This is a genomic window from Flavobacterium oreochromis (assembly GCF_019565455.1).
GTDB classification, from domain to species: domain Bacteria; phylum Bacteroidota; class Bacteroidia; order Flavobacteriales; family Flavobacteriaceae; genus Flavobacterium; species Flavobacterium oreochromis.
On sequence record NZ_CP067377.1, the window covers coordinates 2925260 to 2951713 of the forward strand.

The window sequence follows — 26454 nt, forward strand, 5'->3', positions numbered from 1 at the left end:
ATAGATACAATAAATAAAGAATATAAATGAATAAATGGATTTCAACAACACCGCGTGCAATTCTAATTAGTTTTTTTATTGGTTTAGTATTATTGTTTATTAATTATCTTAATGGAGCAATTATAACTTGGACTTATTTAAAATGGAGTTTCTTTTATGCTTTTCTTTATGGATTAACTTTATTTTATGCTAATGGTATCGTCTTTGTATTCTTTGATCGTTTATTTACAGAAAACAGATTTGCTCCCAAACGACTTATTCTAGGTAGTATAGCTTCATTTATAGTATCATTATTCGTAATTTTTATTTTAAGAATTTTTGAGAGTTTAGTCATTGATGATGATACTTTTTTAGAATTTATAAAAAATGAGAAAGCTTCTAATTATGTAGTATCTATGGTTATTACCTTAATTGTTACTTTAGGTTTATATCTCTTTCATTTTTATAAAAATTATCAAGAACATAAACTAACAGAACAAAAAGTAATTGCAGGAACTGCTTCCGCTAAATTTGAAACATTAAAAAATCAAATAGATCCTCATTTTTTATTTAATAGTTTAAACGTATTAAGTTCTTTAATTGAAGAAAATCCAGAGCAAGCACAACGATTTACAACCTCATTATCTAAAATTTATCGTTATGTATTAGAACAAAAAGATAAAGAATTAGTATCTGTAGAAGAAGAACTATCTTTTGCAAAAACTTATATGAATTTGCTTAAAATGCGATTTGAAAATAGTTTAAGTTTTCAATTACCAGTAGATTTTAATAATGCAGAAGCTAAAGTCGTTCCGCTTTCACTTCAGTTACTTTTAGAAAATACAATCAAGCATAATATTGTAAGTGAAAAAAAACCTTTGGAAATAAAAATTTTTATTGAAAATAACTATTTAGTAGTTGAAAATAATTTACAAAAAAAAGAAGTATTACAAGAACGTAAAGGAGTAGGATTACAAAATATTATTAATCGTTACGGATTAATTTCTTCTAGAAAAGTTCTAATTCAACAAAATAGTATTTTTTTTAGAGTTTATATTCCTATTTTAACAAAACAAGTTGCAATCATGGAAACACAAGATATTTATAATGAAAATTTAGCTTTTACTAAAGCTAAGGAAAAAGTAGAAAAATTAAAATCGTTTTATGGAAATTTGATTTCTTATTGCTGTATAATCCCCGTTTTAATATTCATTAATTCAAAAACTTCCAATTTCAATTGGTTCTGGTTTCCTGCAATAGGTTGGGGAATGGGATTGTTTTTTAAAGCTATAGAAGTTTTTGGTTACGGAAAAAATTGGGAAGAACGTAAAATCCAAGAAATTTTAAAAAGAGAAGATCCTGAAAATAAAAAATGGAATTAGTATGAGAACGAATACAAAAAATGAGAATATTGAAATGATACGCGAAAAAGTAAGAAGGATTAAAAGCTATTATACACATTTATCAATTTTTGGAATAGTATTAGTCTTATATGTTTTCAAAACTTATTTTGGATTATCTTTTAGTTTTTTTCCATTGAAATGGTTAAACCACTTTGTCATTTCTTGTTGGGCATTTGTAATTTTTATAAAAACATTAAAAATATTCTTTGCTCATATATTTTTCAATGAAAATTGGGAAAGAAACAAAATAAATGAAATAATAGAAAAAGAAAATCAATTTAAAAATCATTGGGAATAATGGAAAATCAGAATGATTATGAACGTTATCAAAAAGCAAAAATAAAAGTTGAGAAAATAAAAGGTTTCTATTCACATCTGGTTTCTTTTATCTGTGTAAATGTCCTTTTCATTTTTATAAATTTTAAATACTCATCAGATCATATATGGTTTTTTTATCCAACATTAGGTTGGGGAATAGGTTTACTTTTTCATGGTTTAAAAGTATATGATTTTTCATTTATTAGTAAAAATTGGGAAGAACGTAAAATACGCCAATTTATGGAAGAAGATAAAAAAAAATTAAACAATTAATTAAATAAGAACAAAAAAATCAAAATAAATGGAGCTAATGAGCATAGCTTACTTTTTAAAAAATATCCAAATGAATGTTATTATTATTGAAGACGAAAAGCCATCAGCACGATTGTTACAACGTAAGGTAGAAAAACTAGGATTTGCTGTAAATCACTTATTACATTCAGTTGAAGAAGCAATATACTGGTTTCAAAATAATCCACATCCCGATTTAATTTTTTTAGATATTCAATTATCAGATGGTTTGTCATTTGAAATTTTTGAAACAATTCCCATTAAAAGCCCTGTTATTTTTACAACAGCTTATGATGAATATGCCTTACGTGCCTTTAAACTAAATAGTATAGATTATTTATTAAAACCTATTGATGAAGATGATTTAGAAAACGCTGTTAAAAAGTTTAAATATCAAACATCTACTATTCAAAATTTATCATTAGATTTTGATATGATTAAACGCATGCTAGTAAATCCTATTGAAAAAGAATATAGAAAACGTTTTACAGTAAAAATAGGACAACAATTAAAATTAATAACTATTCAAGAAGTTGAATGTTTTTATAGTCAAGATAAAGGAACTTATCTGCATACTTTTGATAACCGTAATTATTTGATAGAAGGTACTTTAGAACAATTAGAAACACAGCTTAACCCAGAAGATTTTTACCGTATATCTAGAAAATTTATCGTGTCCTTAAAATCAATCAAAGAAATTCAATTATATAGTAATTCAAGATTAAAATTAATATTACCAACTTATAAAGATGAAGAAATAGTGGTAGCTCGAGAAAGAGTAAATGAATTTAAAAATTGGATAGGTTAGTAGTAAAATATATTTTACTAAAAAGGAAAAAAATTACTTTAATATGAAGAGTAGATATTGTATTAAACCTTATGAGAAATCAATTTACTATGGTTTGATCTCTCATAAGGTTGTAGATTTTAATTTTTTTAAATAGTTGTTTACTATTTAAACATTATTTACTTAAATTTTTCATTTCCTTTTCAATCATTTCATAGAATTGATCAATTTTAGGCATGATAATAATTCTTGTTCTTCTATTTTTAGAACGATTTTCAGGAGTATCATTATCAACTAAAGGAATATGGAAACTTCTACCTGCTGGAATTAATTGTTTAGGATTTACTCCTAAATCTTTTTCTAATACACGAACAATAGAAGTAGCTCTTTTTACTGAAAGATCCCAATTATCTAATAAAACGGTATTTTTAATAGGTAAATTATCAGTATGTCCTTCTACCATACATTCAAAATCAGGTTTGCTATTAACTACTTTAGCTACCTTAGCTAATACCCCTCTAGCTCTATCACTTACATCATAACTGCCCGATTTGAAAAGTAAATTATCAGCTATAGAAATCATGACAACACCTTTTTCAACATTTATATTGATGTCTGGATCGTCTATACCTACCTCACGTTTTAAACTGGTGACAAGAGCTAATGTTACAGAATCTTTTTTAGTTAGAGCATCTTGTAAACGATTGATTTTTAAATCTTTTTCTTTAATTGTTTCTAATGCCTTTTCTATGTTTTGAGCTCCTTTTTGAGTTAAAACAGTCATTTCTTTTGAACTATTAATTAAATCAGAATTATTTTTTCTTAAATTTTGATTTTCATTCTGTAAAGCAGTTAAACTAGCATTTAGCCCTGATTTCTCTTCTAAACAAGAATTTAATTTAATAGTTGCAGTATTTAACAAGTCTTGAGTTTCTTTATTTTTAGCTTCTAATTCAGCATATTTCTTTTTTGAAACACATGAAGTAGTTAAAAGACCTAAAATTGATAATGTTAAAAATGTTTTATTCATTTTAATTTATTTTTTGTATAGATCAGCAAAAATTTTGCCATTTTTAATAAAATAACGATAAACAATAGAATTTATTTTGTAATAATTTTCTTTTTGATTTAAATCTCTGTTTTTTAAGTTTTTAGATAAATTGCTGTAAAAAAATAATGTGATTTTAGGACAGCTAAAAAATGTTTTGGCTTCAATTCAGTTAAGAATTTAATACCTGCTATACCATCTAATATCATTCTTACAAACAAAATGGGGATTAATTCTGCTGTAGGGAGGTTTTTGGTCATCATCCATAGCGAATTTCTAAAATTCAAAAATGTTTTTTGTGGAGAACCTGTTTTTAAAGTAGCACCTCCAACATGATAAACAACAGAAAAACCACAGTATTTAGCCTTGTATCCTTTGTTGAACGCACGCCAACATAAGTCAATTTCTTCTTGATGTGCAAAAAAATCTGGATCTAATCCATTTAATTCTCTAAAAACTTCTTTTCTTATAAAAAAACAAGCTCCTGTTGCCCAAAAGATGTCAATAATATCATTATATTGTCCATTATCTTCCTCTAAAGTGTCAAAAATTCTACCTCTACAAAAAGGAAATCCGTAACGATCTATAAAACCACCCGCTGCTCCTGCGTATTCAAACATTTTTTTGTTCTTATAATCTAATATTTTAGGTTGAGCAATAGCAACCGTAGGTTCTTTATCAAATAATACCCTAATAGGTTCTAGCCAATTTTCCGTCACTTCTATGTCAGAATTAACTAAGGCATAAATATCTTCTTCAACATGTTGTAAAGCCTCATTATACCCTTTTGCATAGCCAAAGTTACCTGCGTTTTGTATGATTTTTACAGAAGGGAATTCTTTTTTAATGAATGCTACTGAATTATCATTTGAAGCATTATCTGCAACATATATAGTTGCTTCTGAAGAATATTGAATAATTGAAGGTAGAAATTGTTGTAGTAATTTTTGTCCATTCCAATTCAGTATGACTACGGCTATTTTTTTCATATTTAGGGAACTTACTAAATAAATCTTTTAAATTTATAATATGTAAACATATATTTTACGAGTACAAAAATAAGTGTAATAAAAGTTATACTATAAAAGATTTCCTTAAATATTGTAAAAATATTAGAGAAGCTACACCATTTTTTACACACAAGTATAGATATTTAACATGTGAAATAATGTAAAAATTTTCAATATAATCTAATACAGCTGAAATGATAGGAAATAATCAGATATATCAGTTTTATTTCTGATAAACTTATTCCTTTTAGAAAGTAAGCAAAAAAAATAATATAGGGAAAATAAAATCAATAGGGATATTTGTTAGAATAAGTAAAGAGTATGGTCTTTTTTATTAAAATCAAACAGTAAATTTTTAGTCTCAATATTAAGAGTAATCTCAAAAAAGAGCATCAAATATTTTTAATTTTGGAATATTACATTCTATATGAGGTATGCAGATAAATACCATCAAATAAAAAGTTGCTGATTGTGATTAAAAACAACGTAAAAATTTTTTTCTTCTGTTTTTTTAATGAAATACGGTATAATTAAAAACTATATTCAGGTAAATTATTTAAAAAAATATATCTTTCATTTACAAAATCCATTGAACAAAAATAATGATTTAGACCATTAGTAACCATTAAATGTTGCGCATTTAATACCAAGTTATAACGAGCTATTTGATCAAATGTTTGTTGTGTAATTTCTATTTCTGGAGCTTTGCATTCTATTAATAAAAAAATAGATCCATTAGGTTGAAAAACAGCAATATCATAACGTTTACTTAAATCGTTTATTTTAATTAATTTTTCAACATTAATACATGATTTTGGGTATTTTTTTTCTTCTAATAAAAAACGTACTACATTTTGACGAACCCATTCTTCAGGTGTGAGAATAATAAACTTTTTACGGATTTCATCAAAAATAGATACTTTATTTTCGCTATTTTTGAACCGAAATTGATAGGTAGGAAAATTTAATTTTATCATTTTCCAAAAATAGTTTTTTTAGTTTCAGCTTTCAAGTCATTTCTAAACTTTAAGCAGTAAACTTTAAACCTTAAAAAAATGGATGAAGCACTAAAAATTATAAAAGATATAAAGGCCGGAATAATTAAACCTATTTATTTTTTAATGGGTGAAGAACCTTATTATATTGATAAGCTTTCAGAATACATAGAGCAAAATATTTTAGAAGAACACGAAAGAGACTTTAATCAAACAATACTTTATGGACGTGATGTAACAATAGAAGAAATTGTAGGAAATGCAAAACGTTATCCTATGATGGCAGATAAACAAGTTGTTATTGTAAAAGAAGCTCAAGAATTATCACGTACTATTGATAAGTTAGAAACATATGCCGAAAATCCACAGGATACTACCGTTTTAGTACTTTGTTATAAATATAAAACTTTGGATAAACGAAAAAAGATAACAAAAGTTTTAGAGAAGAAAGGATTAGTATTTGAAAGTAAAAAGTTATATGAAAATCAAGTAGGGACTTGGTTAACAAGGGTTTTGCAAGGTAAAAAACTACAAATAGAGCCTAAAGCAGTACAAATGTTTGTTGATTTTTTAGGTACAGATTTAAGTAGAATTGCTAATGAAATAGATAAATTATCTATAATATTAAGACAAGGAGAAGTTATTACTCCTGCAATTATTGAAGAAAATATAGGCTTTAGTAAAGATTTTAATCCATTTGAATTAAGAAAAGCAATAGGTGAACGCAATCAGCTTCAAGCATATAAAATAGCAGATCATTTTGCCCAAAATCCTAAAGATAATCCAATTGTTCTAACGATAGGATTAGTATTTAGTTTCTTTTCACAATTACTTCAATACCATGGATTAAAAGATAAAAATCCAAAAAATGTAGCATCAGCATTAAAAGTAAATCCATTTTTTGTGAAAGATTATGAGTTAGCAGCTCGAAATTATCCTATGAAAAAAGTAAGTGGTATTGTAGCAACATTAAAAGATATAGATTTAAAAAGTAAAGGGGTAGGAGCAAGTAATCTTTCACAAGAAGATTTATTAAAAGAAATGTTAGTTAAAATTTTTAACTAAATTTACGATATTTGCAGCTTTAAAGTAATCTAAAATATTTGGTTTAAGATGAGTGTAGGAATGAATAAAAATACAGTTCTAGCATGGGCAACATTTATAATGATTGTTATGGGAATAATTTTGATAGGGTTAGGTATTTATCGTTATGCAGATGTAGCAGGATGGGGATTTAGTGCGGTAGGAATTGGTTTTTTTGCCAATGCGTGGGTTTTTAATGCTTTAAAAGGGAGAGTTTAAATTAGTAATTAGTCATACGTTTTTAGTCTTCAGTCTTTGGTTTTGAATTCTAGATTCTAAAATTTTAAATTATATTATGTCAGACGATAAGAAAGTAATATTTTCGATGTCGAAGGTAAGTAAAACTTACTCTTCAACTAATAAACAAGTATTAAAAGATATTTATTTAAGTTTTTTCTACGGAGCTAAAATTGGGATTTTAGGTTTAAATGGTTCAGGTAAATCCTCTTTATTAAAAATTATAGCTGGGATTGATAAAAATCATCAAGGAGATGTAGTTTTTGCACCAGGTTATACAGTAGGTTATTTAGAGCAAGAACCTCAATTAGATGAAGAAAAAACAGTAATTGAAATTGTTCGAGAAGGAGCAGCAGAAGCTGTTAGATTACTTGAAGAATTTAATACTATAAATGATCAGTTTGGTTTGCCAGAAGTTTATGAAGATGCAGACAAAATGCAGAAACTAATGGATCGCCAAGCAGAATTACAAGATAAAATAGATGCTTGTGGTGCTTGGGAATTAGATAACAAACTAGAGGTAGCAATGGATGCACTTCGTTGTCCAGATGCAGATACGCCAATAAAAGTATTGTCAGGAGGAGAGCGTCGTCGTGTTGCTTTATGTCGTTTGTTATTACAAGAGCCAGACGTATTATTATTAGATGAGCCTACTAACCATTTAGATGCAGAATCAGTTCATTGGTTAGAACAACATTTACAACAATATAAAGGAACTATTATTGCAGTAACCCACGACCGTTATTTCTTAGATAATGTTGCAGGATGGATTCTTGAATTAGATAGAGGAGAAGGTATTCCATGGAAAGGGAACTATTCTTCGTGGTTAGATCAAAAAGCAAAACGTTTAGAACAAGAAGAAAAAACAGAATCTAAACGTCGTAAAATTTTAGAACGTGAGTTAGATTGGGTTCGCCAAGGAGCTAAAGGTCGTCAAACAAAACAAAAAGCACGTCTTCAAAACTATGATCGTTTACTAAATGAAGATTCTAAACAATTAGAAGAAAAATTAGAATTATACATTCCAAATGGTCCACGTTTAGGAACTAATGTAATTGAAGCTAAAGGAGTTGCTAAAGCTTTTGGTGATAAATTGTTATATGATAATTTAAATTTTACACTACCACAAGCAGGTATTGTAGGGATTATAGGACCAAACGGAGCAGGAAAGTCAACTATTTTTAGAATGATAATGGGAGAGCAAGAAGCAGATTCTGGATCATTTGAAATTGGAGATACAGTTAAGATAGCATATGTTGATCAAACACATAAGAATATTGATCCAGAAAAATCTATTTGGGAAAATTTTTGTGATGGTCAAGAATTAATTATGATGGGAGGTCGTCAAGTAAATTCACGAGCATATTTATCTAAATTTAATTTTTCAGGTAGTGAACAAAATAAAAAAGTCGCTACTTTATCAGGAGGAGAACGTAACCGTCTGCATTTAGCAATGACTTTACGTGAAGAAGGAAACGTATTGTTATTAGATGAGCCAACGAATGATTTAGATGTTAACACACTTCGTGCTTTAGAAGAAGGTTTAGAAAACTTTGCAGGTTGTGCAGTAATTATTTCTCACGACCGTTGGTTTTTAGACCGTGTTTGTACACACATCTTAGCTTTTGAAGGAGATTCACAAGTTTATTATTTTGAAGGTGGTTTCTCTGATTATGAAGAAAACCGTAAAAAACGCCTTGGTGATTTAGTTCCAACAAGAATTAAATACAAAAAATTAGTGAGATAAGAGATTGGTATTAATCAGATTAAAATATTTTAATGAGCTCGATATGCTATCGGGCTCATCTTTTTAAACTACACTTGATTCTACTGTTTTTTCAAAACTAAAATAGAATTTTAATTTATTGTCTTAAAAGTAAAAATCCGTTCTTGAGTTTGAAATTCAAAAACGGATTTATTATCTGTGTAAAAAACTTAATTTTAAAAAATAAATTTATAAGTTTTTAATTATGTTGTAGATTTCTTTTTATAGAAATCTAGAATTGATTAATTGTTTGTCTAATTGCTACTAATTTTTTCATCAGATTTTCAAAATAATCAAGATGTAACATATTTGCTCCATCACTTTTTGCATTAGCGGGGTCGAAATGTGTTTCAATAAATATACCATCAACACCAACTGCTATTCCTGCTTTAGCAATGGTTTCAATCATATCAGGTCTACCTCCTGTAACACCCATTAATTGATTAGGTTGTTGTAATGAATGAGTAATATCTAATACAGTAGTTGCCATTTGACGCATAGTAGGTATGCCTCTAAAATCAACAATCATATCCTGATATCCAAACATAGTTCCTCTATCAGTAATCATTACATTTTCATTATTAGAATCTAACACTTTTTGAACAGCATGTTTCATGCTTTCAGGACTCATAAATTGTCCTTTTTTAAATTAACTGTTTTTTGTGTTTGTGCAGCGGCTACTACTAAATCTGTTTGGCGAACTAAAAAAGCTGGAATTTGTAAAATATCTACAAATTCTGCAGCCATTGCTGCGTCTTCATTAGTATGAATATCAGTAATTGTTGGAACATTAAATTCTTTACTTACTTTTTCTAAAATTTTTAGTGCTTTTTCATCTCCAATCCCTGTGAAGCTATCTACACGTGAACGGTTAGCTTTTTTAAATGAACCTTTAAATACATAAGGAATTTTAAGCTCATCTGTAATCTTTACTAAGCGTTCAGCTATTTTCATAGCCATTTCTTCACCTTCTATAGCACAAGGCCCAGAAAGAACAAAAAAATTGTTGCTCTCTAAATGTTTAATATTTGGAATATTTTCTAAGTTCATTTTAGATTAATTTTTGCAAATATAATTTATATATATGAGGATATTATACTTCAATAAAAAATCTGTTTGATTTATATTGAAAATTTATCGTTTTATATTTTTTATCAATTTATAATTTCCTAGTGCATAGCGTCTGCTGCACTAATATTAGATTTTTGCGTTTTTATGGCTATTACGATAGGAATACAAATTACAAAAAGGATACCTAAATACATAAAAATATCCATAAAAGCTAATATGCTAGATTGTTTTATAACTTTTAATTCAAGAACTTGATATGCTTTATTAAGGGCATCGTTATAGGAATAACCTTTTGCAATGAAACTCTTTTGTAACATTGCTATTTGATTTTGAGTTTGAAAACTTGTCTTGTCTAGATGTGTTACTAAATTAGCTCGATGTTTTTGTCCCCATCTAGAAATAAAAGTAGTAACAATAGCTATACCAAAAGAGCCACCTAACTGTCTTAACATACCTGTAAATGCAGCTCCATCTCCTATATCTTTTCCTGTTAATTCGCTTAAAGAATAGCTCGTTACAGGTACAAAGAGTAGACCTAAACCTAAACCTCTTAAAATTAATGGCCACCAAAAGTGTTCTTCGCCTGTACTTGGCGTTAATATATTATATAGCCAAAAAGCAAAAATAGAAAAACAAGAGAATCCAATTATTAATAAATATTTAATAGAAACTTCTTTTTGTAATAATTTACCAACAAAAGGCATTGCAAATGCCGTCATTAATGAACTAGGAATTAATAACAAACCAGATTGAGTAGCATTCCATCTTAAAATAGATTGCGTATATACCGGTATTACGAAAATGGTAGTATATACTCCAAATCCTAGAATGGTAGAAAATAAAATTCCTATTTGTAGTGAATTATATTTTAATACTTTTAGATTGACAATTGGAAATTCGTAAGTTAATTCTCTATGAATAAAAAATATGAAGCCAAATAAAGAAATAATACATAAATTAATAATAGTATTACTATTAAACCAATCGTCTTGTTGTCCGTGTTCTAAAACATACTGAAGTGATCCCACAAATAAGGACAAATAGATAATTCCCAGCCAGTCTACTTGATTTGCTTTTAATTTTGCACTAAATTTAGGACTCTTTACATACATTATGGCTAATACTGTAGCAATAATTCCAAGAGGAATATTAATATAAAAAATAAAAGGCCAAGAAAAATGGTCTACTATATATCCTCCTAATGGAGGTCCAAAAGTAGGTCCTAAAATAACTCCTAATCCGTAAATAGCCTGAGCCATACCTCTTTTTTTGATAGGATAACTTTCCGTTATAATAGTTTGAGCAGTTACTAATAAAGCCCCTCCACCTAAGCCTTGGATAAATCTAAAAAAAACAAGCTCCCAAATATTTGTTGAATTACCACATAAAAAAGATGTGATAGTAAAAATAATGATTGAAGCGGTAAAATAATTTTTTCTTCCAAATTGTTGAGAGAGCCAATTGGTCATAGGAATGATAATTACGTTAGCTATAGCATAAGCAGTAATTACCCATGAGACATCACTTAAAGTAGCTCCTAAACTACCTTTCATTTCGTTAAGAGCTACATTTACAATGGTTGTATCTACTATTTCTAGTAGTGAACAGAGTATAGCAACTATAGTTACCATAACTCTTCTAAAGCCATATTCTACTAGATCATTTGTAGTATCTTGCGTCATTTTTTGAATTATTTTAAGTGTACATCTACATGTGCATTCATTCCTGAACGTAGTAATTCAATTTTTTCTTTTTCATTATCATTCGTGAATTCAATTTTTACAGGAACTCTTTGAACTGTTTTTACAAAATTTCCTGTTGCATTATCTGGAGGAAGAATAGAAAATTGAGAACCTGTAGCAGGGGAAAAAGAAGTTATCTTTCCTTTTAATTCAAGATCACCAAAAGCATCGATTTTAATCATTACTTCTTGTCCAATTTTCATTTTTCCTAATTGTGTTTCTTTGAAATTAGCTACTACCCATGTTTCAGCAGTATTAACTATATAAAATAAAGATTGTCCTTGATTGACTAATTGCCCTGGTTGAATATTTACTTTAGAAACTTGTCCATCAATAGTAGCTCTTATTACAGTGTATTCTAGGTTTAATTCAGCAGCATTTAATAAAGCTTTAGCTCTACTAATATTTGCAGATGCTACTTGTGTTTGTTTATTAGAAACAATTGCCTTAGATGCTACTACATTTTTTTGATAGCTACTCGCTTTTTGTTGATTTGTTAGGATTCTAACTTGGTTTTCAGCTTCTAATTTAGTAGCTAATGCTTGCTCGTATTGTTGTTTTGTAATAGAACGGTTCTTATATAAATTGTTATATCGTTCATAATCGCTAGTTGCACGCTCTAAACGAATTTTAGCTGTTTCAATTGTTCCTAATGCAGATGCAACATTAGCATCAGATGCAGCAACGCTAGCATTGGCACTTCCTACATCTGCTTTAGCTACTTCAAAAGTGCTTTCTGCTCCAATTAATGCGGCTTTAGCCTCTTCTACTTTTACTAAATAATCTCGATTATCAATAACAAATAGAGTATCTCCTTTTTTACAATATCATTGTCTTTAACATATACTTTTGAAACATAGCCAGTAACTCTAGGGATAATAGGAGTCATTTTCTTTTCTACTTGTGCATCGTCTGTTTCTTCATGTGTTTGAGCGTGTAAATATTTGCTAATACCATAGCTTCCACCACCAATTACTAGTGCTCCTAATATGATTGCGAATTTTTTATTGATTGCTTTTTTTTCAGTTTCCATAAGACGAAATTATTTTGTTAAATTGAAAGATGTAGTTAATTGCCCTGATGTAGCTAGCATCTCATAATATTTTAAGAGAACATTAGCTCTAGAATTAGCGTAGTTTATTTTAGCATTTAATTGCTCAACATCTGCATCAATAAGTTCTGTTGCGGTAGCTAAGCCATTGTCATGCTTATCTTTTACGATTCTATAATTTTCTGTTGCTTGTTCTATCGCTTGTTGATATACTTTGTTTTGATTTTGAGCAAGGTTAAAGTTCTCTATACTTTGTTGTGTTTGAATTTTAATTCCTTCTTTTAATAAGGACTGAGTAAGTTTTATTTCTTCTGCTTTATTTTTAGCTGTTTTTACTTCTTTTGATGTTTTATAGAGCGAGCTTAAGTCATATGAAATTCCACCACCTACATTTATAGCATTTGTGACATCTATTACATTTTGTAAACTCATAGCTATATAACCAGCAGATAAACCTATTTTAGGATAATAACCACTTTGTGCCACCTTTACATTATTTTCATTCGCTTTTTGTAAATAACTTAAAATTTCTAAATCTTTTCTGTTTTCCAAAGCATCTTGTTCAACTATGGTTTTAGAAATAGGAGATTGTCCATCAAACTGATGTTCATCAATACCTATATGATGTCCTTCTGGTAAATTTAATAATGTAGTTAATGCGTAATTTGTGATGTTTACATTTTTGTTAGCTTCTTGTAAGCTTAATTTTATTTTAGCTAACTGTAATTGTGCTTTTAATAGATCATTTCGAGCAATAATTCCATTTCGTTCCATGTTGGTAAAATCCTTTACACGTTGCTCGGCACCTTTAATATTATCACTTATTAATTCTACAGATTTTAGTGATCTGTATAATTGAGCATAATACTCAATTACTTTTAATGAAACATCTTCTTTTATATTAGAGGACTTGGCTTTTTCTGCTAAATATAAATTTTCTGTAGCTTGAATACTATTACGTATCTTACCACCAGCAAAAATAGGCAAACTAGCATTTGCTTGTCCAATCATAAACTGATTAACACTAGTAGCACTTCCTGAAGGATGAAAAGGTAATCTTAATTTTAGGTCAATTGTTGGTTCATTAATATAAAAGTATTGACCACTTATTTTAATATCAGGATATTGATGATCTTTCGCTTGTTGCCATTCTAACTTTTTTGTATCAGCTTTCGTTTGAGCTAATAAAATTTCATTATTATTTTTTTCTAAAAGGATTAAGGCATCTTTTAAATTTAAGTTAGTCCTTTCTTGAGCATACCAACTATAATTTACTAGCATTAATAATGGGAGAAATTTATTTGCGTTCATTTTTTAACTAATGATTTAATAACTTGTTTTATATGTTGAGTAAGTTCATTTTTTATATAGCTTTCCCATTGATTTTCATCTTTTATACCTATTAGTTTCTCATAAAAAGAACGACTATTATAAAAATGGAAATAGGTACCTAATATAGTAGGGGCTACTAAATAAGTATTTACATCTTCTTTAAATAACCCTTGTTCTTGACCTTCTCTTATTACTCTATTTAATTCAATATAGTTACCTTCTTTCGCTTGATTTATTAATTCAAAATCAATTTTTCTTTTTGGTTACTGAATTCTACATTTATAATTTGATAGATAGATTTGTTATTATGTATAAGTCTAACATAAAATTCAACTAAACTATCTAGTTTTTCAAATGGACTTATTTCACTATTTCGAATATTTTCCATTTGAATATTTAAGTCTGCTGATCGGTATAAAACGATTCCTTCTAAGAGTTTTTCTTTAGAGCCAAAATAATAAGAAATCATTGCTACATTAATATTTGCGGCTTTAGCAATATCTCTTACAGATGTTCCATCAAAGCCTTTCTCTGCAAAGAGTTTTTCAACTACCTCTAGTATGGCAATTTGTTTATCATTGAATGGATGTGTTCCCATATTGTATTGAATTTTGAGCAAAACTAAATGATTGTTTATTTTAATCAAATGTTTAAAATTTTTTTAACTTTTTTTTAACAAACTCTTTTTTAGAAATTATGCTTAATTTTTTAGAATCATTTCTTTAATTTATCTCTTTATATCTAGAATAAGAAGGGATTAAAAAGATAAATTATTTAAGTTTACTCTAATTTTTAATTAAAAGAATGTGATCTTTTTAGGTTTAATTGAGATTTATAATTTTCACGATTGCTTATTGAGATAGATATATTTTAAATAAAGCAATGACTTTTTATCTTTTATTTTGTACCGTCTTCAATGAATAGATGATTTCTTTATAATTTTTAAAAATAAAATGACATAGAGTATTTAGAAGCTTATAACTTTGTTATATATTTGCGCCCTCAAAAATAATGATATGCGATTACATAGAAACCTTGTTTACACCACTATAGACTCTTTAAATGCCATTTTTAATGAAGGAGAATATGCTGATAAAGTAGTAGCTAGAGCCCTTAAAAAAGATAAACGTTGGGGGAGTGCTGATAGAAAGTTTGTGGCGGAAACTATCTATGAAATTGTACGTTGGAAACGATTATATGCTGAGATTGCAGATGTAAGAGAACCTTATAATCGTGAAAATTTATGGCGCATGTTTGCTGCATGGGCAGTATTAAGAGGTTATCCTATACCTGATTGGACCCAGTTACAAGATACGCCCGCACGTAAAATAAAAGGACGTTTTGACGAATTATCTAAAAGACGTGTTATAAAAGAGTCTATTCCTGATTGGATGGATGCTCTTTGTGTTAAAGAATTAGGAGAAGATGTTTGGAGTAAAGAAATTAAAGCTCAAAATGAACAAGCAAAAGTTATTTTAAGAGTAAATACTTTAAAAACAACGAAAGAAAAGTTACGTGCTCTTTTGATGGATTTAAATATAGAAACGGAATTTTTAAAAGATCAGTCTGATGCGTTAATTTTAAAAGAGCGTGCTAATGTGTTTTTAACACAAGCCTTTAAAGAAGGCTTATTTGAAGTGCAAGATGCTTCCTCTCAACTAGTAGCCCCATTGTTAGATGTAAAACCTGGTATGCGTGTGGTAGATACTTGCGCAGGAGCTGGCGGTAAAACACTTCATTTAGCATCAATTATGCAAAATAAAGGGCAGTTAATTGCATTAGACCTGTATGAGAGTAAATTAAACCAACTAAAATTACGAGCACGTCGTAATGGTGTTCATAATATTGAAACTCGCGTTATAGAGAGTTCAAAAGTAATCAAGAAACTTCACGGTACAGCTGATCGTGTTTTAATTGATGCCCCTTGTAGTGGTTTAGGTGTTTTAAAACGTAATCCAGATAGTAAATGGAAATTACAGCCCGAGTTTATTGACAATATTCGTAAAGTACAAGCAGAAGTTTTAGAAAATTATTCAAAAATTGTAAAACCAGGAGGAAAACTTGTTTATGCAACTTGTTCTGTTTTACCATCTGAAAATCAAGAACAAATTGAAAAATTTTTGGCAACAGAAAATGGAAAAAACTTTACGTTTGTAGAAGATTATAAAATATTAGCACATCAAACAGGTTTTGATGGGTTTTATATGGCATTATTAGAACGAAAATCTTAATTTTTTAATCTCCTAGCTATGAAAAAAAATTACTGGTTTATTATATTGATAAGTTCTTTTTATGGTTTAGCACAAATTCCAGCAGGCTATTATGATTCTGCTACAGGAACAGAGGCAACTCTAAAAACTCAATTATTTAATATAATTAAAAATCATACAGACAATGGTTATGCGGGTCTGTATACTATTTATCAAACATCGGATATTGATAGATTTTATGAGAATGATGGTACTATTATGGATATGTACTCAGAAAATCCGACAGGAGTAGATCCTTATAATTATAGTTCAGGTTCTGCACAAAGATGCGGAAATTATAAAGGAGAAGGTGTTTGTTATAATCGTGAACATATGATCCCACAATCTTTTTTTAATTCATTGCCACCAATGGTTTCTGATGCACATCATATCACTCCAACAGATGGTAAAGTCAATGGATTACGTGATAATCATCCTCACGGAAATGTATCTGTTGCTTCAACTGTCACAAAGAATGGAGGTAAATTAGGATCTAGTGCTATTCCAGGTTATGTAGGTACCGTTTTTGAACCTATTAATGAGTTTAAAGGTGATATAGCTCGAATTTATTTTTACTTTGTTACTCGTTATGAAGATAAAATTTCGAGTTTTTCATTCGATGTTTTTGATAGAAATACGTTTCCAGGTATTAAGCAGAATTTTTTAGATATGCTTATTAGTTGGCACAAGAATGACCCAGTGAGTGCATTTGAAATAGAAAGAAATAATGCTATTTATAAAGCGCAAAATAATAGAAACCCTTATATAGATCATCCTGAATATGTATCAAAGATTTGGGAAAATCAATTAGCTTCTGTGAGCTTTGATGTACAAGTTGCAATCGCATTGTCTCCTAATCCTTCAAATGGAGAATTAATCAAAATTAATTCAAATCTTGAACTAGATGTAATTGAGTTGTATGCAGTAAATGGACAGTTAGTTCAAAAAATTGAACAGCCAACTAGAGTAGGGGAAGTATATGAATTAAAAAATCTTGAAAAAGGTTTTTATTTAGCAAAAATAACTACAGGAGCTCAATCTGTGATAAAGAAAATAATTGTACAATAATGAAAAGTGGCTATATGCCACTTTTTTTATATCTATATTTTTAGGATAAATTAATTTATTATATACCAAAAACAATTTAAAAACAACCAATGAAATCAAAAATTACCTTATTAGCGCTTTTTGTGTCCTAGCAGGTCATGCACAAGCACCCACAGGTTATTACAGTTCCGCTACAGGTTCTGGTTATAGCTTAAAGACTCAATTGTATAACATTATTAAAGGTCATACAGATAATGGTTATTCAGGACTTTGGACTACTTATCAAACTTCTGATAGAGATAAGGAATACGAAAATGATAATTCTATTATTGATGTTTATTCTGAAAATCCTTTAGGTGTAGATCCCTATGTATATCAGTATGGAACAAATCAATGCGGCACTTATTCGACAGAAGGAGGATGTTACAATCGTGAACATATGATTCCTCAATCCGTTTTTAATAGTGTAGCACCTATGGTATCAGATGCTCATTTTATACCACCTACTGATGGTAAAGTAAATGGTATGCGATCTAATTATCCACATGGAATGGTAGCAGTAGCTAGTTGGACTTCAAAAAATGGAGGTAAATTAGGTTCAAGTGCTGTTTCAGGATATACAGGCACCGTTTTTGAACCAATTAATGAATTTAAAGGAGACATTGCTCGTATGTATTTTTATTTTGCTACTCGTTATGAAAATACAGTAGCAGGGTATACAACTTATGAGATGTTTAACGGAACCTCTAATCAGGTTTTTACAAAACCTTTTTTAGATATGTTATTACAATGGCATGCACAGGATCCTGTTAGCTCTAGAGAAATTGCTAGAAATAACGCCATTTATGCTCGTCAAGGAAATAGAAACCCTTTTATTGATAATCCTAATTATGTAAATATTATCTGGGGAGGTTCTGTTGCAGATACAACAGCTCCTACATTACCTTCTAATTTAATTTCTACAGGAATTACATCAACAGGTTTTACATTATCATGGACAGCCTCTACTGATAATGTTGGAGTTACTAGTTATAATGTGTATCAAGATGGAGTTTTAAAAATTTCAGTGACAGGAACTACTGCTACAATTACTGGTTTAATAGCTTCTACCACTTATTCATTTACCGTAAAAGCAAAAGATGCAGCAGGTAATTTATCAGCTACAAGTTCAGCCTTGAGTATTACAACAGCTACCGTAACTGATACAACAGCTCCTTCAGCTCCTAATACTTTAAGTGCTTCAAATATTACTACTACAGGTTGTACTTTATCATGGGCAGTTTCTACTGATAATGTGGGGGTTACAGCATATGATGTATACCAAGGTTCTACATTAAAAACTTCTGTTACGGGAACTTCTGTTACAATTACTGGTTTATCAGCATCTTCTACTTATTCATTTGCAGTAAAAGCAAGAGATGCGGTAGGAAATAGCTCTTCATCAAGTCCTATAGTTAATGTTACTACTCCGGCTCCTTTAGGAACAATTTATTGTGTTTCTACTAGTAATAACACAACGGATGAAAAAATTGGAAATGTAACATTAGCAAATCTTAATAATAATTCAATAGGAACTAATGGTTATGAAGATTTTAGTACGTTAACCGCTTTAGTTTCTAAAAATAGTACTTATACTTTATCAGTTAAACCAATATGGTCTTCAACGGTTTATGCAGAAGGATATGCAGCTTGGATTGATTATAATAAAAATGGAGTATTTACGGATCCAGGAGAGCAAGTGGCAAATATTAGTCCTTCTTCTGCAACAACCGTTACAGCTACATTTGTAGTGCCTGCAACAGCTACACTAGGTACAACAAAAATGCGTGTATCTATGCGTTATAATGCAGTGCCAACATCTTGTGAAACTTTAGATTATGGACAAGTAGAAGATTATACAGTCTCTATTACAGATCCTATTGTAGATACTGCCGCACCTACCGCACCTACTAGTTTAACTTCATCAAATTTAACTAGTACAAGTTGTTCTTTATCATGGATAGGATCAACAGATAATCTAGGTGTCGCAGGATATGATGTATATCAAGGATCAATATTAAAGACTTCTGTAGTAGGTACAACAGTTTCTATAACAGGTTTAACTGCTTCAACGACTTATTCATTTACCGTAAAAGCAAAAGATGCTTCTGGAAATATATCAGATTCAAGTAATGTTTTAACCATCACTACAGCTGGAAGTACAAGTGCCGTAACTGATTTATATTTTTCAGAATATTTAGAAGGATCTTCAAATAATAAAGCTCTAGAAATTACTAATAGAACAGGGACTTCTGTTAATTTATCTGCTTATGTTATAAAAAAACAAACGAATGGAGCTGGTTCTTGGAGTACAGGTTTAACCTTGTCAGGAATTTTAGTTAGTAATGGTAAGTATGTAATTGTTAATAGTTCTATTGCATCATCATGTTATTCTACAGCAACTGCAAATGTAGCAACTGCTGCAGGTGAAATGGCATATAATGGTAATGATGCTATTGGATTGTTTAAAAATGGTATATTAGTGGATATTATTGGAACATTTAATGGGGGTACAGCAGATTTTTCTGTAGATGAAACTATAAGAAGAAAATCTACAGCGGTTGTTCCTAGTGTTACTTTTAATAAGTTAAATGATTGGGATTTATATAGTTTAGATACTTGTTCTGGTTTAGGAAATAGAGTAGTAAAATCAAGCCACGATAAAAAAATAATTAATTTATTTCCAAATCCAACAAAAGGAAACTTTGAAATCACTTTTGAAGATTTATCACAAAAATATACTATTGAAATATATACTACTTTAGGTCAAAAAGTACGTGAAATTAATGAAATTACTTCGGGAATAGTTTCTGTTAATGATTTGTCTAAAGGAATTTATTTAGTAAAAATTAATCAAAATGAAGATTCTATAGTTAAACAAATAGTTGTAGAATAATTCATACTTACAAAGTATAAAATGCTCCTAAAAGTGAAATTTTGGGGGCATTTTTTTGCTTATATAAATTTAATGGAATATTTCTTTAAAATTCTATTGTATTAATGAATGTATTTTTAATCATTAAACATAATTGATGTATTTTTTTATTATACCATAAATTATATTTATTTTCGTGCTCTGAAAAACTTGAAAAATCAAAATAAAATGAAATACGATATTATAGTTTTAGGTAGTGGACCAGGTGGTTACGTTACTGCTATTCGTGCATCTCAATTAGGCTTTAAAGTAGCTATTATTGAAAAAGAAAACTTGGGAGGTATTTGTTTAAACTGGGGATGTATCCCAACAAAAGCCTTGTTAAAGTCTGCTCAAGTTTTTGATTACCTAAAACACGCTTCTGACTATGGTTTAAAAGCGGATAATGTAGATAAAGATTTTGGTGCTGTTGTTACCCGTTCTAGAGGTGTAGCTGAAGGAATGAGTAAAGGAGTTCAGTTCTTAATGAAAAAAATAAAATAGATGTAATTGATGGTTTTGGAAAGGTTAAACCTGGAAAAAAAGTTGATGTTACAGATAAAGAAGGTAAGGTGTCTGAATATATAGCTGATCATATTATTATTGCTACAGGAGCTCGTTCACGTGAGTTACCTAACTTACCGCAAGATGGTAAAAAGGTAATAGGATATCGTCAAGCAATGACATTATCAGAACAACCTAAGAAAATGATTGTGGTAGGTTCAGGAGCTATTGGAGTTGAGTTCGCATATTTTTATAACACTATGGGAACAGAGGTTACCATTGTAGAATTTATGCCAAATATTGTTCCAGTTGAAGATGAGGATGTTTCAAAACAATTTGAACGTTCTTTAAAGAAAGCAGGAATTAATATTATGACTAATGCTTCAGTAGAAAAAGTAGATACAACAGGTGAAGGAGTAAAAGCAACTGTTAAAACTGCTAAAGGAGAAGAAATTTTAGAAGCTGATATTGTACTTTCTGCAGTAGGAATTAAAACAAATATAGAAGGAATAGGATTAGAAGATGTTGGAATTGCTACAGATCGTGATAAAGTATTAGTAAATGCTTATTATCAAACAAATATTCCAGGTTATTATGCAATAGGTGATATAACACCAGGTCAAGCCTTAGCTCACGTTGCTTCTGCTGAAGGAATTATTTGTGTTGAAAAAATTGCAGGTTTACATGTTGAACCTTTAGATTATGGAAATATACCAGGTTGTACATATGCAACGCCTGAGATAGCTTCAGTTGGTTTAACAGAAAAGGCAGCTAAAGAAAAAGGGTATGAAATTAAAGTAGGTAAATTCCCGTTTTCAGCATCAGGTAAAGCATCAGCATCAGGTACAAAAGATGGTTTTGTAAAAGTGATTTTTGATGCTAAATATGGTGAGTGGTTAGGTTGTCATATGATTGGAGCTGGAGTAACAGATATGATAGCAGAGGCAGTTGTAGCTCGCAAATTAGAAACGACAGGTCATGAAATCTTAAAAGCAGTACACCCACATCCTACTATGAGTGAAGCTGTAATGGAAGCAGTTGCAGATGCTTACGGAGAAGTTATCCATTTATAGATTTCATCAAATAAAAAATATAAAAAGTCGCTAATTTAAAAACAGCGACTTTTTTATTTAAACAAAAGCATAGATAAAGAAAGTTTTAGTCTTTTTAATTGAAAATTTACAGATCTTTTTTAAATTTGATAAAAAGAAATATTATATGAATTTAACACAAGAAGATTGGTGGGCTAAATTGCAACAAGACAATAATGCAGTAGTATTAGATGTGCGTACAGCAGATGAATGTATGGAAGGAGTTATTCCTAATGCTATTAATATTGATATTTACAAAGGTCAAGGATTTATTTATCAAGTAGAAGAACTGGATAAATCTAAAAATTATTACGTTTATTGTAAAGCAGGAGGACGTAGTGCTCAAGCATGTGGTATAATGAATCAGATGGGGTTTAATGTAACCTATAATCTGATTGGAGGCTTTTCAGAATGGGATGGACCAGTAGATCAGTTGAAATAATATATTTTTTATAATATTCTTATAAAGCTATTCTTAGTAGGGTAGCTTTTTTTGTATCTGTTGATTATAGTAAAAAACAATTTGTCCTAAGAGTATGAAAAAAATAGGTTTGTTATTTATAAAAAAGCCCAAGTTTTGATTTTCAAAATTGGACTTTTTAAATATTGATCTTAGATTAAAAATTAGGAGATAAATTATATTTCTTATAGAAATTGTCTAAAGCTTCTACCACCTCATCTTCAGTATCTACAATTTTGATTAAATTCATGTCTTCAGGATTCGCATTTTTTTGTTTGTCAATCATTACATTTTTAATCCAATCAAGTAATCCGCTCCAGAATTCTGTACCAACAAGGATGATAGGGAAACGACCTATTTTTTTAGTCTGAATTAATGTGATTGCCTCAAAAAGCTCATCTAATGTTCCAAAACCACCAGGCATTACAACAAAACCTTGAGAATATTTTACAAACATTACTTTACGAACAAAGAAATAATCAAAATTTAAATTTTTGTCTTTGTCTATATATGGATTATAGTGTTGCTCAAAAGGAAGTTCGATGTTTAATCCTACTGATATTCCTTCTCCACGATGAGCACCTTTGTTACCAGCTTCCATAATACCAGGACCTCCACCTGTAATAACTCCATATCCAGCTTTAGTAATTTTATAAGCAATTCTTTCTGCTAATTCATAATATTTGTCATCTGGTTTTGTTCTTGCTGACCCAAAAATAGATACGCAAGGACCTATACGAGCCATTGCTTCGTAACCATTTACGAATTCGGACATAATTTTAAAAATAGCCCAAGAGTCATTTGAGCGTATCTCATTCCAAGTTTTTTGTTTTAGTTTGTCTTGGATTCTTTCGTCTTCATTTGAAAATACTTCTTTCATCATCTTATTATTGCGAGTCTTAAGTAAAAGACTCAGTTATTATTATAATTTTTTAGAAAAATCGGCGGACTAAGATAATTCTTTTTTCAAAAATTGGGCAGTATAACTTTTTTTATTTTTAATTATTTCTTCAGGGGTTCCTTTTGCTATGATCTCACCGCCTCCTTTTCCTCCTTCATATCCTACATCTATAATATAATCTGCTAGTTTTATTACATCTAGATTGTGTTCTATTATTAAAACAGTATTCCCTTTCTCTACTAATTTATGAATTACATCCATTAATACACGGATATCTTCAAAATGTAACCCTGTTGTAGGTTCATCCATTATATAAAAAGTATTACCTGTATCTTTTTAGAAAGCTCTGTAGCTAATTTAATTCGTTGTGCTTCGCCTCCAGAAAGGGTAGTACTTTGTTGGCCTAAAGTGATATATCCTAACCCAACATCTTGAATGGTTTTTATTTTTCTATAGATTTTAGGGATATTTTCAAAAAAATCTACACCTTCATCTACAGTCATATCTAGTACATCTGAAATAGATTTTCCTTTATAACGAATTTCTAAAGTTTCTCTATTAAAACGTTTTCCTTGGCAGGTTTCGCACTCTACATATACATCAGGTAAAAAACTCATTTCAATAGTACGAACTCCACTTCCCTCACAAGTTTCGCAACGTCCACCTGTTACATTAAAACTAAAACGTCCAGGTTTATATCCTCTGATTTGTGCTTCTGGTGTTTGTGTAAATAAGGATCGAATTTCTGAAAATACATCAGTGTAAGTAGCAGGATTTGATCTAGGAGTACGACCTATAGGGCTTTGATCTATGTCAATAACTTTATCTATATGTTCTAAGCCTTCAATTTTTTTATATGGTTGAGGTTTTTTTACTGCATTAAAAAAATGTTGATTCAGAATAGGGTAAAGGGTTTCGTTGATTAAAGTTGATTTTCCAGATCCTGAAACTCCTGTTACACAAATTAATTTACCTAAAGGGAATTCCACAGAAACATTTTTTAAATTATTTCCAGTTGCCCCTGTAAGTTTTATTTTTTTCCATTTCCTTCTCGTCGTCTTGAGGGAATTTCTATTTTCATTTTACCGCTCATGAATTGTGCGGTAATAGTGTTTTCTTTTAGTAAATTTTGTGGTGTTCCTTGGCTTATGATTTGTCCTCCGTATCGTCCTGCTTTAGGACCTATGTCAATCACGTGATCCGCTCTTTCAATCATGTCTTTGTCGTGTTCTACAACTAAAACAGAGTTGCCTATATCTCGTAATTGTTCTAATGAACGGATTAGTTTTTCATTGTCTCTTTGATGTAGGCCAATGCTTGGCTCGTCTAGAATATATAATACGCCAACTAACTGAGATCCTATTTGTGTGGCTAAACGTATGCGTTGTGCCTCACCTCCTGAAAGTGATTTTGAGCTTCTGTCAAGGGAAAGATAATTTAAGCCAACGTCTACTAAAAATTGTAAGCGAGTCTTTATTTCTTTAATAATTTCAGAAGCAATTACTTTTTGTTTGTCTGTTAAATCTTTTTCTAAGTTGTTAAACCATTCGCTTAAATCAGATATGTCAGTACTAGATAGGTCTTGAATATTCCTATTATTTATTTTAAAATAGAGAGCTTCTTTTTTTAAGCGAGAACCATGACATTCTGGGCAGTTTACTTCGTCCATAAAATCTTTAGCCCAGCGTTTTATAGAAGTAGATTCTGTTTCGTCATGTTGATTTTTAATAAAATTAGCAATTCCTTCAAATTCAATTTTATATTCTTTAGTTACTCCTGCTGTTTTTGATGTAATAGCAAATTTCTCATTTCCGCCATTTAAAATCATATCCATTGCTTCAGAAGGAATTTTTTCAATAGGATCAGTTAATTTAAAACCAAATTTTTCACCAATGGTCTCTAATTGTTTAAAAATCCAAGATGATTTATATTCGCCTATTGCTATAATTCCTCCACTTTTAATTGAAAGTTTTGGGTCTGGAATGATTTTTTTTAGATTAATTTCATTTACAGTTCCTAATCCGTTGCATTTTTCGCAAGCACCTTTTGGGGAATTGAAAGAAAATAAATTAGGTTCTGGATTTTGATAGGATATTCCAGTTGAAGGACACATTAAGTTTCGACTAAAATATCTAATTTCTCCTGAATCTTGGTCTAAAATAATCAAGACATTTTCTCCATGATGCATAGCGGTTTTTATACTTTCCATTAATCGTTTTTCGCTATCAGAAGAAGTGTTAATGGCTAATCTATCAATAACAATTTCAATATCATGGGTTTTGTAACGATCTAGTTTCATTCCTGCCACAATATCTTGAACCTTTCCGTTAACACGTACTTTTAAGAAGCCTTGTTTTGCTATTTGTTGGAATAATTCTGCATAATGACCTTTACGAGCGCGAATAATGGGAGCTAGAATATTAATTCTTTTTTCATTAAAATTTTCGAAAATCAAATCTTTAATTTGCTCATCAGAGTAAGAAACCATTTTTTCTCCAGTATTATAACTGTAAGCGTCGCCAGCACGAGCAAATAGCAAACGTAAGAAATCGTATATTTCAGTAATGGTTCCTACTGTAGAACGTGGGCTTTTGCTTGTTGTTTTTTGTTCGATTGCAATTACAGGAGAAAGACCATCTATTTTGTCTACATCAGGTCGTTCTAATCCTCCTAAAAATTGACGAGCATAAGCAGAAAAGGTTTCAACATAACGACGTTGTCCTTCAGCGTAAATTGTGTCAAATGCTAGTGATGATTTTCCTGAACCTGATAAACCAGTGATAACAACTAATTTTTCGCGTGGTATGGTAACATCTATATTTTTTAGATTATGCGCTCGAGCGCCTATGATTTCAATTGTTTCCTCTGTATGTTGCATAAATTTTAAGCAAAACACAAAGGTAATTCTTTTGGGTTAAATACATGTTGTAATGTATTTTTAAAATTTGTTAAAGATTCGTTATCTATTAAGTTGCTAGATAATAGGTTTGAAATAAAAAAGCCCAAACTTAGTTTGAGCTTTGTGACCTCGACAGGGTCGTAACTTTAAGCCTTCACTCCACAAATTTACTACATTTTTACAAATTGTAAATTATTCAAGGGGAATAATTAGGGGAAAACTCATTAAAACTAATTTT

Annotated in this window: 17 protein-coding genes and 5 pseudogenes; 12 read left to right on the forward strand and 10 right to left on the reverse strand. The window is 29.8% G+C overall.

Translation table 11 applies throughout. The annotated features are described in order from the left end of the window. The first annotated feature begins 26 nt into the window (after positions 1-26). The 4 genes from JJC03_RS13935 to JJC03_RS13950 all read left to right on the forward strand — a co-directional run bounded on the left by JJC03_RS13935 (position 27) and on the right by JJC03_RS13950 (position 2799). Complete coding sequence (locus JJC03_RS13935) at positions 27-1361, forward strand: histidine kinase (protein ID WP_088445156.1); 1335 nt, start codon at positions 27-29, stop codon at positions 1359-1361. 1 nt (position 1362) lies between these two features. Further along, on the forward strand, positions 1363-1680 hold the full coding sequence (locus tag JJC03_RS13940) for a 2TM domain-containing protein (RefSeq protein ID WP_088400114.1): 318 nt from the start codon (positions 1363-1365) through the stop codon (positions 1678-1680). Further along, on the forward strand, positions 1680-1973 hold the full coding sequence (locus JJC03_RS13945; protein WP_235873508.1) for a 2TM domain-containing protein: 294 nt from the start codon (positions 1680-1682) through the stop codon (positions 1971-1973). Before JJC03_RS13940 ends, JJC03_RS13945 begins: the two co-directional genes overlap by 1 nt. Positions 1974-2043: 70 nt before the next feature. Beyond that, on the forward strand, positions 2044-2799 hold the full coding sequence (locus JJC03_RS13950) for a LytR/AlgR family response regulator transcription factor (protein WP_088400118.1): 756 nt from the start codon (positions 2044-2046) through the stop codon (positions 2797-2799). Positions 2800-2953: 154 nt separating this feature from the next. Here JJC03_RS13950 and JJC03_RS13955 read toward each other — a convergent pair whose 3' ends face one another. The 3 genes and pseudogenes from JJC03_RS13955 to JJC03_RS13965 form a co-directional block, all read right to left on the reverse strand. Next, positions 2954-3808, reverse strand: coding sequence for an OmpA/MotB family protein (locus tag JJC03_RS13955; RefSeq protein WP_088400120.1), 855 nt, complete (start codon positions 3806-3808; stop codon positions 2954-2956). Positions 3809-3814: 6 nt separating this feature from the next. After that, a pseudogene (locus JJC03_RS13960) lies at positions 3815-4815 on the reverse strand (glycosyltransferase family 2 protein). A gap of 551 nt (positions 4816-5366) precedes the next feature. Beyond that, positions 5367-5813, reverse strand: a complete 447-nt coding sequence (locus JJC03_RS13965) for a type I restriction enzyme HsdR N-terminal domain-containing protein (protein ID WP_235873509.1) — start codon at positions 5811-5813, stop codon at positions 5367-5369. Positions 5814-5891: 78 nt separating this feature from the next. Here JJC03_RS13965 and holA point away from each other — a divergent pair, with 78 nt between their 5' ends. From holA to ettA, 3 genes are all read left to right on the forward strand, one after another. Next, on the forward strand, positions 5892-6896 hold the full coding sequence (gene holA / locus JJC03_RS13970; protein ID WP_088400126.1) for a DNA polymerase III subunit delta: 1005 nt from the start codon (positions 5892-5894) through the stop codon (positions 6894-6896). 48 nt (positions 6897-6944) lie between these two features. Continuing rightward, positions 6945-7133, forward strand: coding sequence for a CAL67264 family membrane protein (locus tag JJC03_RS13975; RefSeq protein ID WP_041253169.1), 189 nt, complete (start codon positions 6945-6947; stop codon positions 7131-7133). Positions 7134-7209: 76 nt separating this feature from the next. After that, the gene (gene ettA, locus JJC03_RS13980) at positions 7210-8898 is read left to right on the forward strand and encodes an energy-dependent translational throttle protein EttA (RefSeq protein WP_088400128.1); all 1689 of its coding nucleotides are present in this window, start codon (positions 7210-7212) and stop codon (positions 8896-8898) included. 250 nt (positions 8899-9148) lie between these two features. On the opposite strand, the pseudogene kdsA reads toward ettA, so the two are convergent. From kdsA to JJC03_RS18935, 5 genes and pseudogenes are all read right to left on the reverse strand, one after another. Next, positions 9149-9966, reverse strand: a pseudogene (gene kdsA / locus JJC03_RS13985) (3-deoxy-8-phosphooctulonate synthase). Positions 9967-10085: 119 nt separating this feature from the next. Then, complete coding sequence (locus JJC03_RS13990; protein WP_088400132.1) at positions 10086-11669, reverse strand: DHA2 family efflux MFS transporter permease subunit; 1584 nt, start codon at positions 11667-11669, stop codon at positions 10086-10088. 8 nt (positions 11670-11677) lie between these two features. Further along, positions 11678-12762: pseudogene (locus JJC03_RS13995) on the reverse strand (HlyD family secretion protein). Positions 12763-12771: 9 nt separating this feature from the next. Beyond that, entirely contained in the window at positions 12772-14091 is a 1320-nt protein-coding gene (locus JJC03_RS14000; RefSeq protein ID WP_235873510.1) for a TolC family protein, read from the reverse strand. Positions 14092-14347: 256 nt separating this feature from the next. Then, positions 14348-14758 (reverse strand): TetR/AcrR family transcriptional regulator, encoded by a 411-nt coding sequence (locus JJC03_RS18935; protein WP_309597671.1) that lies wholly within the window; start codon positions 14756-14758, stop codon positions 14348-14350. A 370-nt stretch (positions 14759-15128) separates the two neighbouring features. Here JJC03_RS18935 and JJC03_RS14010 point away from each other — a divergent pair, with 370 nt between their 5' ends. The 5 genes and pseudogenes from JJC03_RS14010 (at position 15129) to JJC03_RS14030 (ending at position 22398) form a co-directional block, all read left to right on the forward strand. Beyond that, positions 15129-16343: an RsmB/NOP family class I SAM-dependent RNA methyltransferase gene (locus tag JJC03_RS14010; RefSeq protein WP_088400140.1), complete on the forward strand. Its 1215-nt coding sequence runs from the start codon at positions 15129-15131 to the stop codon at positions 16341-16343. An 18-nt stretch (positions 16344-16361) separates the two neighbouring features. Then, positions 16362-17429 (forward strand): endonuclease, encoded by a 1068-nt coding sequence (locus JJC03_RS14015; protein ID WP_088400142.1) that lies wholly within the window; start codon positions 16362-16364, stop codon positions 17427-17429. Between the two features lie 202 nt (positions 17430-17631). Then, positions 17632-20343 (forward strand): endonuclease, encoded by a 2712-nt coding sequence (locus JJC03_RS14020; protein ID WP_235873511.1) that lies wholly within the window; start codon positions 17632-17634, stop codon positions 20341-20343. Positions 20344-20550: 207 nt separating this feature from the next. After that, positions 20551-21938 (forward strand): annotated as a pseudogene (gene lpdA, locus JJC03_RS14025) (dihydrolipoyl dehydrogenase). A 145-nt stretch (positions 21939-22083) separates the two neighbouring features. Continuing rightward, the gene (locus tag JJC03_RS14030) at positions 22084-22398 is read left to right on the forward strand and encodes a rhodanese-like domain-containing protein (protein WP_088400148.1); all 315 of its coding nucleotides are present in this window, start codon (positions 22084-22086) and stop codon (positions 22396-22398) included. A 175-nt stretch (positions 22399-22573) separates the two neighbouring features. Here the strand turns inward: JJC03_RS14030 and JJC03_RS14035 are convergent, their stop codons facing one another. Together JJC03_RS14035 and uvrA are read right to left on the reverse strand one after the other, a co-directional pair. Then, entirely contained in the window at positions 22574-23299 is a 726-nt protein-coding gene (locus JJC03_RS14035; RefSeq protein ID WP_374226235.1) for an LOG family protein, read from the reverse strand. 66 nt (positions 23300-23365) lie between these two features. After that, positions 23366-26195: pseudogene (uvrA, locus tag JJC03_RS14040) on the reverse strand (excinuclease ABC subunit UvrA). Positions 26196-26454 lie beyond the last annotated feature (259 nt).